This window comes from Humiphilus diazotrophicus, from assembly GCF_059726315.1.
This window is the reverse complement of sequence record NZ_AP040870.1, coordinates 5,951,907-5,964,758: the sequence shown is the minus strand read 5'-3', so window position 1 is coordinate 5,964,758 and position 12,852 is coordinate 5,951,907. Positions and strand designations below refer to the sequence as shown.

General features: G+C 50.9%; 9 protein-coding genes. 2 read left to right on the top strand and 7 right to left on the bottom strand.

Annotation, left to right across the window (positions count from 1 at the left end; translation table 11 throughout):
- The first annotated feature begins 324 nt into the window (after positions 1-324).
- Positions 325-813 (top strand): hypothetical protein, encoded by a 489-nt coding sequence (locus AC6I7T_RS24425; RefSeq protein WP_497790373.1) that lies wholly within the window; start codon positions 325-327, stop codon positions 811-813.
- A 72-nt stretch (positions 814-885) separates the two neighbouring features.
- Here AC6I7T_RS24425 and AC6I7T_RS24420 read toward each other — a convergent pair whose 3' ends face one another.
- The 4 genes from AC6I7T_RS24420 to AC6I7T_RS24405 form a co-directional block, all read right to left on the bottom strand.
- Complete coding sequence (locus AC6I7T_RS24420) at positions 886-1,389, bottom strand: O-acetyl-ADP-ribose deacetylase (protein ID WP_497790372.1); 504 nt, start codon at positions 1,387-1,389, stop codon at positions 886-888.
- A gap of 26 nt (positions 1,390-1,415) precedes the next feature.
- Complete coding sequence (locus AC6I7T_RS24415; protein ID WP_497790371.1) at positions 1,416-3,443, bottom strand: amylo-alpha-1,6-glucosidase; 2,028 nt, start codon at positions 3,441-3,443, stop codon at positions 1,416-1,418.
- Positions 3,398-6,028: an MGH1-like glycoside hydrolase domain-containing protein gene (locus AC6I7T_RS24410; RefSeq protein ID WP_497790370.1), complete on the bottom strand. Its 2,631-nt coding sequence runs from the start codon at positions 6,026-6,028 to the stop codon at positions 3,398-3,400. The genes AC6I7T_RS24415 and AC6I7T_RS24410 overlap by 46 nt, the downstream gene beginning before the upstream one ends.
- Before the next feature lie 170 nt (positions 6,029-6,198).
- The gene (locus AC6I7T_RS24405; protein WP_497790369.1) at positions 6,199-7,329 is read right to left on the bottom strand and encodes a trans-sulfuration enzyme family protein; all 1,131 of its coding nucleotides are present in this window, start codon (positions 7,327-7,329) and stop codon (positions 6,199-6,201) included.
- 216 nt (positions 7,330-7,545) lie between these two features.
- On the opposite strand from AC6I7T_RS24405, the gene AC6I7T_RS24400 reads away from it, so the two are divergent.
- Complete coding sequence (locus AC6I7T_RS24400) at positions 7,546-8,757, top strand: threonine synthase (protein WP_497790368.1); 1,212 nt, start codon at positions 7,546-7,548, stop codon at positions 8,755-8,757.
- Between the two features lie 87 nt (positions 8,758-8,844).
- Here AC6I7T_RS24400 and AC6I7T_RS24395 read toward each other — a convergent pair whose 3' ends face one another.
- Genes AC6I7T_RS24395 through AC6I7T_RS24385 form a run of 3 tightly spaced genes read right to left on the bottom strand, consistent with a single transcriptional unit; the run spans position 8,845 to position 12,824 of the window.
- The gene (locus AC6I7T_RS24395; protein ID WP_497790367.1) at positions 8,845-10,839 is read right to left on the bottom strand and encodes a PAS domain S-box protein; all 1,995 of its coding nucleotides are present in this window, start codon (positions 10,837-10,839) and stop codon (positions 8,845-8,847) included.
- A gap of 1 nt (position 10,840) precedes the next feature.
- Entirely contained in the window at positions 10,841-11,290 is a 450-nt protein-coding gene (locus AC6I7T_RS24390; protein ID WP_497790366.1) for a response regulator, read from the bottom strand.
- Positions 11,280-12,824 carry a sensor histidine kinase gene (locus AC6I7T_RS24385; protein WP_497790365.1) on the bottom strand — a complete coding sequence of 515 codons (1,545 nt, stop codon included), beginning with the start codon at positions 12,822-12,824 and terminating at the stop codon, positions 11,280-11,282. Before AC6I7T_RS24385 ends, AC6I7T_RS24390 begins: the two co-directional genes overlap by 11 nt.
- Between the last annotated feature and the right edge of the window lie 28 nt (positions 12,825-12,852).

Sequence of the window (12,852 nt, the reverse complement as noted above, 5' to 3'; positions counted from 1 at the left end):
TTGTAAAAGCGGGCAACAATATTCCATCAATGCTGCAAACACTCCCAACCGGTAGATTTAACAAAATACGCGATCATGGGATCAGTGAAGCCCAAAAGAACAGCGGTCTCAGCGCCCTTAGGAGTCTGTCTGAGTCCACCAATTTTTAAGCTGTAAACGATTTCAATGTCAATTGAAAAGAGCAGGTTTCACGGAGTGGTACAGCGATCCTTACATGCCATTGGCCTTTTGATCCTTATTTCTATTCCCGAATGAGCTGTACCTGCGTAATCGGATTTCTCCGGTGATCGTCTATATCGGTTGAAATAAGGAGAGATCTACTCGATGCAAGTCCTTAGCTTTACAAAAGCCGCACTCAAAACTGGCTGTCTTCTGGTCTTACTAGCCGGGACACTTGCCCATTCACAGGAAGAAGGGCCACCACCTCCTCCTGACGGACCGCCACCGCAATCGGAGGGTACGACATCATCCAAGAGACCCGACGTAGACCACGTTATCTCGCAAATGTCCAAGAGATACAAGCTAACTGCCGAGCAGCAAACGCTATTGAAACCCGTGCTGATCGACGAGTGGAACAAGATCTCAGCCCTCCAGCAGGACACGGCTCTTGCACTTACCGAGCGCAAAAAGAGGATCAAGCTTACGCATCAAGAAACCAGTGCCAGGATTGCCGAGATATTGACCAAAGAGCAATTTGAAAAGTTTGAGCAAGATCAGGCGAAGATGGAGGCACGTAACCAGCAAGGAGAGGACCAGAACGGCCCGCCACCGCCGCCGCCGGACGGGGCTGGCGGGCCACCTCCTCCTATGTAATGCTTTGCCCGGGCCAAAAGAGCAAAGCACTTAAAGCATTTCTTTCGATCTACATCTTTTCGGGAAATGCACTTAGGATGTCTGGAGTAGTTGTTGGTAAAGCGAATAGGTGTGCTCATCGAAGCACACAAACGAGACCTCTTCTACTCCAGTCTCAGCTAAATGCTTACGGACCGTTTCAACAGCAATCTTCGCAGCCCTTTCTGAAGGGAATCCATAGATACCCGTACTGATCGCCGGAAAGGCAATAGACTTCACTCGATGTTCTTTTGCCAACTCAAGGCCGCGACGGTAACAGCCGGCAAGCAGTTCGTCTTCCTGATGATTTCCTCCATGCCACACAGGACCAACTGCATGAAAGACCCATTTTGCAGGCAGACGGAAACCTGGCGTCGCCTTAGCATCTCCAGTCGAACAACCATGGAGTTTGCGGCACGCCTCCAGTAGCTCCGGACCGGCTGCGCGGTGAATTGCTCCATCGACCCCGCCACCGCCAAGCAGCGATGTATTTGCTGCATTCACAATTGCATCTACCTGCAGCTTTGTTATATCTCCACGGATTGCCTCTAAATGCATCTTCCCCTCCAAACCTGTTATACAAATCACTTCCGGCGCTGCGGCGTTATTCCATAAACATCTTCTACGGTGGCCCGCAGCAATTCAGCCACACTCCATGCCTGAGCCACAGCACCTCGGGGAAGATGAGGCGTGTCTCCATCGGCAATTTCGGGGATCTGGCCCAAACAGGCTACTTCCGTCTGATCGAGAAAAGCTCTCAACCTTCGTTTGGCCTCGGCCAGAGCTTCCTTTTCGCCATTGTGTACCTTCACATATGCAGAAAGGAATGGGCCCATCAGCCACGGCCAGACAGTACCTTGATGATAAGCCATATCGCGGGAGCGAAAATCTCCGTCATATGTGGGCTGATATCTTGGATCCCATCGTGAAAGAGTTCTTAATCCAACCGAAGTACAGAGCTCGCGATCCACAACCTCGACTACCTGTTTCGCACGGCTATAGTCGAGCATTCCATGATGCAGGCTCACCGCAAAAATCTGGTTCGGGCGAATCGATGAATCCAGGGACTCACCGTCTACCACATCGTAAAGGCAGCCCGCTGCTTCATTCCAAAACAGCTTATTGAAGCTCTTCTTCGCAAGGGCGGCTCTACATCGAAGAGAAGCGGCAAAGTCTGTCTCCTCAAAGGAATCTGCCAAATCGCTCATCACCTGCAAAGCGTTATACCAAAGGGCCTGGATCTCTACAGGCTTGCCAATTCGAGGCGTAACAACATAATCTCCTACCTTTGCATCCATCCACGTTAGCTGAACGCCCTCGACTCCACACGACAGCAACCCATCATCATCAACATGGATACCATAGCGTGTACCTCGTACATGCCATTCAATCGATTCTTTTAAATGCTGATAGAGGTGTTCACGAACAAATTCAAAGTCATTGGTGTAGACAAGATATTTCCGTATCGCCTCAAAAAACCACAACGTTGCATCGACAGTGTTGTACTCGGGTTTTTCTCCTCTGTCGGGAAAGCGATTAGGAAGCATTCCTTCGCTCAGATTCGCAGCAAATGCCCGCAAAATTTCGCGAGCCTCAGAAAAGCGGCCCGGAACGAGTACAAGGCCAGGGAAAGAGATCATCGTATCCCGTCCCCAATCACTGAACCAGTGATACCCGGCAATGACACTCTTATAGCTGTCGCGACGAACAAGAAACTGATCTGCTGCCACCGTAAGCCGTCTCACTAACTCATCATCAACCGGCACCGAAGCTAGAATAGATTGCCTTCGATGCACTTCCGCTTCACATAAGGATGCAACGTCCGATACTTTATGAGCTTCGCTAGAGGCCAGCGTTGTTGCAGGGCGATCCACTGTCAGTTTGAAATTCAAGGAAAAGGGCTGAAACAGATCCTCCCGGTAATCCAAGCCGCGCTCTCTTTCCCGATCAAACTCAAAATCGAGATACCAGCCAAAACCATCTCCAACGGAATCGGCATTATGGGAAAGATACAGAGTCGGCAAATCCGAATAAGGTGATATAGAGATTATCCCCTCGCAGGCTACATACGTCGGATTCAAAGCACTATTTCTGTGAGTGGTCGCATGGTAATCACGAAAGGCTATCAGTGGACGAAGTTCGAGTTCACATTCTCCCTGGTTTATTTTGTATTCCACAACCGTGGTATTTTCCCCATGCACCATGAAGATCTTCTTTTCCAAAAGAAGACCCTCGAGCTCATAAACAAACGTCGGAAAAGGATCGATGCGAAACTCACGAAGGTATTGATAGCCCCGAGGATGAATTACCCCCGGATATCGATTTACAGATAGCTCATATTTTTGCCCTGCTATGGTAGCTATCTCTTCAAACTTCGAGAGCAAGACCATTCGCCCCACAGGAGGGGCGGTCGCTGCAACGAGAAGGCCATGATACCGTCGCGTGTTTCCACCAATAACAGTCGAAGAAGCAAAACCGCCCAAGCCATTTGTCTCCAGCCACTCCAAAGAAAGAGACTGGTCTGGATCGGAGAGACGCTCGCGACCGCATCGGATCAGACACATCCCTACACTCCACTCTGCTGCATGAGCTTCGAGAGCAATCCTGTCCATCCGGTCTGGTGGCTTGCTCCATGTCCTTTTCCGCTATCACCATCAAAAAACTCGTAGAACAAGACTAGATCTTTCCAATGTGGATCGAATTGATAGGCCTTATCCGATCCATTCGACGGCCGCGCCCCGGATGGATCGCGAAGGAAGAGGCTGGTCAGGCGACGTGACAGATCCGCGGCAATATCGCAAAGCGGCAGATAGTTCCCCGAGCCTGTCGGATATTCCACGGTATAGCAGGAGCCGAAGTAATGATGGAACTTTTGCAAAGATTCAATGATCAGGTAATTCACCGGAAACCATATAGGACCGCGCCAGTTCGAATTACCGCCGAAGATTCCACTTCGAGAATCTGCAGGCTCATAGTCGACACGATAGTCTGTGCCATCGACGCTCATAACAAAGGGGTGTTCATGGTGCATTCGTGACAAAGCTCGAATTCCATACGGAGAAAGAAATTCCTTTTCATCGAAAAGATAACGCAGAACCCGGCGTAGTCGATCCCTGTCGACAATAGCCATCAAACGCCGCTCTCCTTCACCGGGAGTCCTCATGCACGCCACATTAGCGGCAAGATCTTTACGATTCTCGATAAACCATTCCAGCCGGCGTTTGAAACCAGGAAAACGATCTACCATTGACGGCTCAAGCGTCTGCACGGCAAAGAGCGGAATTAAACCAACGATGGAGCGGACTCTCAATTGCTCTCGCGAACCATCGACCCGAAGCAACACGTCATAGAAAAATCCATCCTCTTCACTCCACATGCAAGCCCCATCGTTACCGAGGTGGGTAATCGCATTCGCAATATAGAGGAAGTGTTCCCAGAACTTACTTGCAACATCTTCATAAGCCGGATCGGCATTCGCCAGTTCGAGCGCGATGGCTAACAGGTTCAGGCTGAACATTCCCATCCACCCGGTACCATCGGCTTGTCCGAGAAAACCGCCTGTGGGCAAAGGAGCATCGCGATTAAAGACGCCGATATTGTCGAGCCCCAGGAATCCGCCTTGGAAGACATTGTGGCCTTCGGGGTCTTTGCGATTCACCCACCAGGTAAAGTTCAACATGAGCTTGTGAAACATGCGTTCGAGAAAGGCTATATCTCCTACTCCGCATCGTTTCTTCTCGATTTTGTAGACACGCCAAGTCGCCCAGGCCTGCACAGGCGGATTTACATCTCCCAAAGCCCATTCGTAGGCAGGCAGTTGTCCATTCGGATGTTGATACCACTCACGCGTCATCAAAACGAGTTGCTCTTTCGCATAATCTGGATCTACAAGGGCGAGAGGCACACAGTGGAAGGCTAAATCCCAAGCGGCATACCATGGATACTCCCACTTGTCCGGCATCGAAATAACATCTGCGTTATACAAGTGCTGCCAGTCATGGTTTCTGCCGTTTTTGCGAGAAGAAGGAGGAGGATAATAATTAGGATCGCCTTCCAGCCAATCCTTCACGATGTAGTGATAGAACTGCTTTGACCACAACAGCCCGGCAAAAGATTGTCGCATCACATTCTTCGCATCGTCACCAAGCTTCGAAGGAATGACCTGTGAATAGAAGACATCGGCCTCTGCAATTCGCTGTGCAAAGATATCGTCAAATTCTGCCCCGAAGGAATTTCCCGAGGGGGCAATGTCGCTTAAGCGAAGACGAAGGACTGCAGCTTTTCCGGGCTCGACCTGCAACTGGTAATGCATCGCGGCCTTTGTTCCACGATTGCCGGGATTAACCGCATTATGCTCACTCTCGACAACATAGTTGTTTATCCCATCTTTCGCGAAGCGTGTTGGATTGCTTCCTCCATAGAGTCTGCGGAAGTTTGTTTCATTCTCGGTGTAGAGAACCGTACACGGTCCAGGAGTCGATAACCAGCGCTTCCCGTAATAAGGTTCATCAAGCTCAATGGAACAAGGAGAAGCAGCTCTAAGCTCCGGACGGATCTCTTCCCTGCCCCAAGCCCAGGTGTTGCGAAACCACACCGTCGGCAGGACATGAAGCTCTGCCGTTTCCGGTCCACGATTTTCAATCGTGATGCGAACTAGAATGTCTTCCGGGGACTGCTTCGCGTACTCCACAAAGACATCGAAATAGCGATTCTCTTCGAAGATGCCGGTATCCGTGAGCTCGAATTCATAATCGTAACGGCCACGCCTACGATTTTCTTCTACCAGCTGGGTATAAGGGAAAGCAGCCTGCGGATACTTGTATAGATACTTCATGTACGAGTGCGTCGGAGTATTGTCCAAGTAGTAGTAGCACTCTTTTACATCTTCTCCGTGGTTACCTTCATTTCCCGTAAGCCCAAAGAGCCGCTCTTTCAGGATAGAATCTTTGCCGTTCCAGAGAGCAACAGAAAAACATATCTTCTGGTGCCGATCGCAGATTCCGGCAATACCGTCTTCAGTCCATCGGTAGGCTCTGGAACGGGCAGCATCATGAGGGAAATACTCCCAAGCTGTCCCATCACCGCTATAGTCTTCACGTACCGTGCCCCAAGAGCGTTCGCTGAGATAAGGGCCCCAACGCTTCCAATGAGATTTACGGTCTTTCGAATCTTCAAGACGGCGTTCTTCGGCGGTCATCAAAGGCCTCCTATGCCCGATCTTATCGAAAGTTGAGTGTGCACATATGCAAGCACACTCTGTTGACATATAAGAGATGCGATATCAATCGTCTATGCTTCATACACATAGGGGAGTTCTTTACGAATCGATTTTGGAAAGATCGCATCTCTGCAAAGGAATCTGTAAGTCTAAAGTCGGTTCAGACTTTGATCAAGGTCTGAAATGAGATCGTTGGGATGCTCCAACCCGACTGAAAGGCGCAAGAGATTCTGAGGAGTTTGGCTTTCAGGTCCTTCGATTGACGCACGATGTTCGACCAGGCTATGTGTACCTCCCAAACTCGTAGCGCGTGTAAAGAGTTGCATCCCTGCAGCAACGCGCATGGCCTCGGGAGCTCCCCCTTTCACCTCAAATGAGAGCATGCCTCCAAAACCAGACATTTGACGCTTGGCTATTTCATGCCCGGGATGATCGGAAAGCCCGGGATATAGGACCTTAACTACATTGCGATGCTTCGTCAGGAAATCGGCGATGAGCGATGCCGTCGTACTCAACGAACGTACTCGGCACGGCAGGGTCTCAATTCCACGAAGTGTCATGAAACAATCGAAGGGAGAGGGAACGGCACCGGTTGAACTTTGCACATGCCTTAGACTCTGATAAAGCTCATCCGGTTCCCGCAAAACTAGCGCACCACCGGTAACATCACTGTGCCCGGAAATGTACTTCGTCGTGGAATGAAGTACAAGATCCGCGCCCCAATCAAATGGATTCTGCAAAACAGGAGTTGCAAAGGTCGAGTCACACGCTAGGAGCACCCCGGCTTCTTTTGTAATCGCTGCAATCCCCGCCAGATCAGTGATCTTCAGCAATGGATTGGAGGGTGTCTCGGTCCAGACAAGACGCGTCGATTTCCGCAGCACTTTACGAAGAATCTCCGGATTCGTCATATCGACATAATCGACAAAGATTCCCCAGTTCGAGAAGACTCCGTTCAGCAGCCTGCGAAAGCCGTGATACATGTCATCGGGAGCAATGATGTGATCGCCAGGAGAGAGGGTATGAACTACAGCCGTAGCCGCCGCCAATCCAGAAGAAAAAGCTAACGCGGCCTTTCCACCTTCCAAAGCCGCCAAACAAGCTTCTAGCGACTGTCTTGTCGGGTTTAGCTCCCGTGAATAGGAATACCCGCGGCGGTACTCTCCATCAATATCCCGCTCGAATGTGGTTGAAAGATGAATAGGTGCAACCACGGCACCAGTAACGGGATCAATCTTACGACCGGCATGTACCGCCAAGGTTTCAATATTCTTCGTCATCCGGACCTCACATGACGTTATCAGTCGCATTCTAGAGCATTTTCAAATTACATACCTTTTCGCACTGCATCCGAAACCTCAACGTTACGCGAGGCTTCCGTCCTTGGAGCGAATTGCGAGCCACCTTTAAAAAGAATTTCTATATTTGGAACTGCCAGCTAAGCAGGCTATGCAATCGTTCCAAAATTCCTGAAGCTTTCCGATATCTTTATCCTTATGCCGAAAATTGCTCATCTTGAATGCTCCCGCTGTGGGAGCAAGCTTTCTGCCGAGAAACCATCGACGGTATGCCCCAATTGTGCTGGCGCACTTTACGTCCGCTACGATATGAACGCCATTAAGGCGTCGGCCAATCGTGAAAACATTGCCAGGCGAGCAGAAACTTCACCGACTAGCCTTGGGATGTGGCGATACGCAGAGGTTCTTCCTGAGGTCGAGCCGGTAACGCTCGGAGAAGGATTTACTCCGATGCTGCGCAGCCGCCGCCATCCGAACCTCTTCCTCAAGGAAGAAGCGGCCAATCCAACAGGAACATTCAAAGCACGCGGCCTTTCCATGGCGGTATCGTTAGCCCGGCACTACGGAATCAAGAAATTGGCTGTCCCCTCCGCCGGTAACGCTGCAGGGGCTCTCGCCGCTTATGCCGCTGCAGCGCAGATCGAAGCTCACATCTTTATGCCCAAAGATGTGCCCTTTGCCAATTATCTCGAGGGAGTGGCCTACGGCGCCAATGTCACCCTCGTTGACGGCCTTATTTCCGACTGTGCCCGCATCGTGAACGAACGCAAAGCTCAGGAGGGATGGTTCGACATCTCGACGCTGAAAGAGCCCTTTCGCATAGAAGGGAAAAAGACGATGGGCTACGAGCTTGTCGAGCAACTGGGTTGGGAGTATCCGGATGCGGTCTTCTATCCAACTGGTGGTGGAGTCGGACTCATTGGCATGTGGAAGGCATTTGAAGAGCTCGAACAGCTCGGCTGGGTGGCTCCTGGCAAGCGTCCCAAGATGATCGCGGTTCAAGCCTCAGGCTGCGCACCGATTGCACAGGCGTACCGGGAAGGAGCCGAGACCTCGCAGGCGGTCAAAAACGCTTCCACCTTTGCTGCCGGATTACGGGTACCTAAACCTTATGGGGACTACATCATTCTCGACGCGGTACGCTCCTCGGGGGGAACCGTGGTCGATGTGTCGGATAATGTCATTCTGAAATCGCTTCTTGACTGGTCGCGCCATGAAGGCATTCTTCTCTCCCCCGAAGGAGCTGCAGCGACAGCAGCCTATGACCATCTACTGCAAACGGGTTTTTTGCGCTCTCAGGACCGGGTTGTCCTCTTTAATACCGGCTCAGGGCTGAAATACACTGACATGATTGCGGAAGCGATGAAGCTGGCACGTCCCACACAGGACGCTTCTCCATCCGAGATCTAGGAGCGCTCAGTACCGGTGCAGACGAAAAGGCCGGAATCCGCGTGACCCATCCGCTTAGGGGAGGGTCACGCCTCATCACCTCTGGATCTATGCATGGAACGATGTTCTGCCCTCGGTATGCGCCGATTCCTGCACATCATGTTGCCAGAGGGGTTGGCGGGTATTCGCAATCCCCTCATGCAACTTCCCGGAACCGTTGATTACCGAAAGGTCATTTGGAATCTTCTTCGGGAAAAAGATACTAATAGTCGTTCCCCGATGGACGGAGCTACAGCTACTACGAATGTGGAAGCTTCCCCCATGCTTCTCGACAATTTCCGAACTGACCCACATACCGAGCCCCGTGCCGTTAATTCCCTTAGTCGTAAAGAAAGGTTCGAACATACGTTGCCGCACCTCTCTGTCCATCCCGTGTCCATTATCGGAAACACACACTCGCACACCTTCCGACTCGGTCCTTCTATGCCGCGACTGCCTAATACTGATCCGGATCTGGCCGCCATTGCGCGTAGCATCGAAAGCGTTGCTCAGCAAATTCGCAAAAACCTGCCTCAACTCACTTGAATAACCCGTTATGATGCAAGGCGCAGAATCGTATTGCTGATAAACCGTAATCCCAGAGTTTGACATCCGGGCACGATATAAGGCGAGTACCGACTCCATGACCTCGGCCATATTTACGTCCGAAGCGTAACTGGATTGACGATGGAAGCGGAGCGTGTGATTGGCAATGTGACTTACCCGGGCCAACTCCCCAGCCGCCATTCTGAGATACTCTTCCTGCACCGCTGAGAGAGGTGTCGACTGCAGCAGATAAACCAGATTCACTACAGCTTCTAGAGGATTGTTGATCTCATGTGCAATGCTCGATGCCAAGCGTCCTACAACTGCAAGCTTTTCCGCCTTACGCATGGCATCCTCAGCACGAGTTTTGTCTTCAATATCTATAACGGTGCTAATCCACGATTGCTCATGTTCGGACTCCCAAAACGGCATGTAACGAGCCAGATGCCAACGCCAGCTTCGATCCGACGATCTCTGCAATCTGTACTGAACCTCGAAAGACGAATTTGAAATGAAAGCCTCCTGCATAGCGTGTGAGACCTTCTCTCTATCATCCGGATGAATAAGAGATCGCCAAAGTCCGTTATAGAGCTGCTCCATCGAGATCCCCAGATATTCGAGCACTCTTTTGTTGCAGAATTCAATCCTGAGCCCATCCCCTTCTCTGCGTGCCACCCATATCATTTGCGGCACAGATTCCATGAGACGGCGATAGCGCTCCTCACTTTCACGTAAAGCAATTTCGGCACTGCGTCGCTCGGTTATATCCTGCGCATAGCCAACCACGCCATAGGGCTTACCATCTTCATCGCGTAATAAAGAGAGAGAGAGACGAGTCCAGCACTCTTTTCCAGAACGATGAGCGCTCTGCAATTCACCTTCAAAACGCCCGGAGGAATGCACTTCATGGAAGATGCTGGAGATAATCGCCTGGGAATCCATTTCCGGATACAAGAATCCTATTGATTTGCCAAGAATCTCGGACTCGCTATAGCCGAACAGCCGGCTCGCACCGGCATTCCACTTCAGGATATTTCCAGCCAGGTCCATCTGGATTACGGCATCATGAACTTGATCTAGAACTTGGGCTTGACGTCGTAACAGGAGTTCCGCATTGCGTCGCTCAGCACGGACCACGGCTTCCCTCAGTTCACGCTCAACAACCGCCCCCAAGCGAGTCAAGTTGTCCTTCGATAGATAATCGTGTACTCCGGCGCGCATACCTTCTACTGCGTCTATTTCACGCATCGCACCAGATACGATAAGGAAAGGGATATCACGCCCACTCTCCTTCAAAAGCTTCAACGCGCCCATTGCGCTGAAACGGGGAAGATCATAGTCGGCGATGATAAGATCGCAGGGCTTTTGAGAGAGATACTCGCGCATCTCTTCAGGAGTTTCTACTCTACTCCACTCAACAGAGTAGCCGCATTGGCGCAACTCATCGATGATGAGTAAAGCATCATCCTCGCGGTCTTCCGATAGCAATACGTGCAACTTGCGGCTTGCGCTTTCCACTTTATCCTCGTCTGCCCGATTCATTGCAATTCAGCCAGTATTGAGATAGGCAACGCATGACTTCCATATATCTGGAGAAATCCATTGCCTTACGGACATAACTGTTTGCACCCGACTCATAGCTGGTCACAATATCTTCCTCCCGGTTCGATGAGCTCAAGACGACAATGGGGATATAGCGTGTCCTAGGGTCCTGCCGTACACGAGTTAGAATCTCAAGCCCGCTTACCTTCGGCAACTTGAGATCCAGCAACACCAGATCCGGCCCAAATCCCGTCCTTCGGTCTTTATACTTACCTGTCCCAAACAGCAAATCCAAAGCTTCTGCGCCATCGCGCGCTACGATAACGTCATTTTGAACGCCGCTGGCACGCACGGCATCGACCGTCAATAATTCATCGTCTTCGTTGTCCTCGACAAGGATAATCGGCCTACCGACTCTATCTTTCACTTACCATCCCTCCAAGAGTAAAGTGAAAAGTTGCGCCCTCGCCTACCGCGCTTTCAGCCCAAATACTTCCATTGTGCCTGTGAATAACCCGTTGAACAATTGCCAGACCTACACCTGTACCTTCAAACTCGCTGGCACGATGCAATCGTTGAAAAGGTGCAAAGAGCTTGTCGGCATATTGAGAATCGAAGCCAGCACCATTATCGAGAACGGTGTAAACCGGAATCCCATCCTTCACCTCTCTGCAAAACTCAATTTTCGGCGAAGGCTGTTTCCCTGTAAATTTCCAAGCATTGCTTAGCAGGTTGCTTAACACCACACCAAGCAAGCGAGGATCGCCATTGTCGCACATCCCAGTCTGTAAGTGTATTTCCACTTTTCTCTCAGGATCGCGATTCCTCAGATCCCGAATAATCTCTTCTGCAATCGCGCTTAAGTCCACAGGCTCAACGCGAATCTCAGCTCTGGAAACACGTGACAGTTCAAGCAGATCTTCTATTAATTGAGACATGCGGCTAGAAGCAGCACGCATACGTTCGAGATGTTCTACAGCCGTACCGTCAAGTGTCTTTCCCGAATAGTCCCGCAGTAAAATCCTAGCAAAACCCTCGATCGTCCGAAGAGGAGCTCGCAAGTCATGAGAAACAGAGTAACTAAAGGCTTCAAGCTCGCGATTCAAAGAGGCCAGCTCGGTATTTCTCTCAGAGATTCTCTCTTCGGCGCGTTTTCTCTCCGAGATATCTCGAATCGCACAAGATAGAAGCAGCCCTTCCTGCGTTTGCAGAGGGCTGAAGCTGACCTCAGATGGGAACTGTATTCCATTACGACGTTGGGCAACGCACTCCCGAACATCGTTGCCTTCAACAAAACTCCATTCCGGCAACAACTCGCGAACATTGTGACCGAGCAACTCCTGCCTGCTATATCCGAATAAAGAATCGGTTCTGGAATTCGCAAGCGTAATGAAACCATCTTCGTTGGTAATGAGAATGGCATCTGGAGCAGCCTCCAACAGAGAACGAAACTTCTGCTCGGCCTTTGCCAGAACCTCCGAGTGAAGCTGTTGCCGCCGGGCGCTACGGCTCAACTCGACAAAAACCCCCACCTTGGAGCGAAGCACCTCGGGGACAATTGGCTTAAACAAAAAGTCTACGGCTCCAAGATGATATCCCCGGAAGAGATGCTCCTCATTGCGATACCCGGTCAGGAACAGGATAGGAGTATGAGCACTCCGTTTTCTGGAGCGGATCAGTTCAGCAGTCTCAAAGCCATCCATATCCGGCATCTTTACATCGAGCAGAACTGCAGCAAAATCATTATCCAGCAGATGGCGCAACGCCTCACGTCCGGAGCGGGCAAGAACCAGCTCTTGATTTAATGACTCGAGTGCAGCAGCCAGCGAGAGAAGATTATCGGCATTGTCATCCACAAGGAGAAGCTTGACCCGCTCTTCTGGCACCTTTGTGCCTCGTGCGGACGCGACAGAAACCTCTTGTCCGAATCCCTTCGTCGACAAGTGTGGTGCATAACTCATCTTTATCTTTCGTCCCCGTTTGCTGCTA

Bases quoted from the DNA above. Each gene is read 5' to 3' on its own strand.
- AC6I7T_RS24385 (WP_497790365.1), bottom strand. From the start codon at position 12,824: ATGAGTTATGCACCACACTTGTCGACGAAGGGATTCGGACAAGAGGTT.
- AC6I7T_RS24410 (WP_497790370.1), bottom strand. From the start codon at position 6,028: ATGACCGCCGAAGAACGCCGTCTTGAAGATTCGAAAGACCGTAAATCT.
- AC6I7T_RS24420 (WP_497790372.1), bottom strand. From the start codon at position 1,389: ATGCATTTAGAGGCAATCCGTGGAGATATAACAAAGCTGCAGGTAGAT.
- AC6I7T_RS24400 (WP_497790368.1), top strand. From the start codon at position 7,546: ATGCCGAAAATTGCTCATCTTGAATGCTCCCGCTGTGGGAGCAAGCTT.
- AC6I7T_RS24405 (WP_497790369.1), bottom strand. From the start codon at position 7,329: ATGACGAAGAATATTGAAACCTTGGCGGTACATGCCGGTCGTAAGATT.
- AC6I7T_RS24415 (WP_497790371.1), bottom strand. From the start codon at position 3,443: ATGGACAGGATTGCTCTCGAAGCTCATGCAGCAGAGTGGAGTGTAGGG.
- AC6I7T_RS24425 (WP_497790373.1), top strand. From the start codon at position 325: ATGCAAGTCCTTAGCTTTACAAAAGCCGCACTCAAAACTGGCTGTCTT.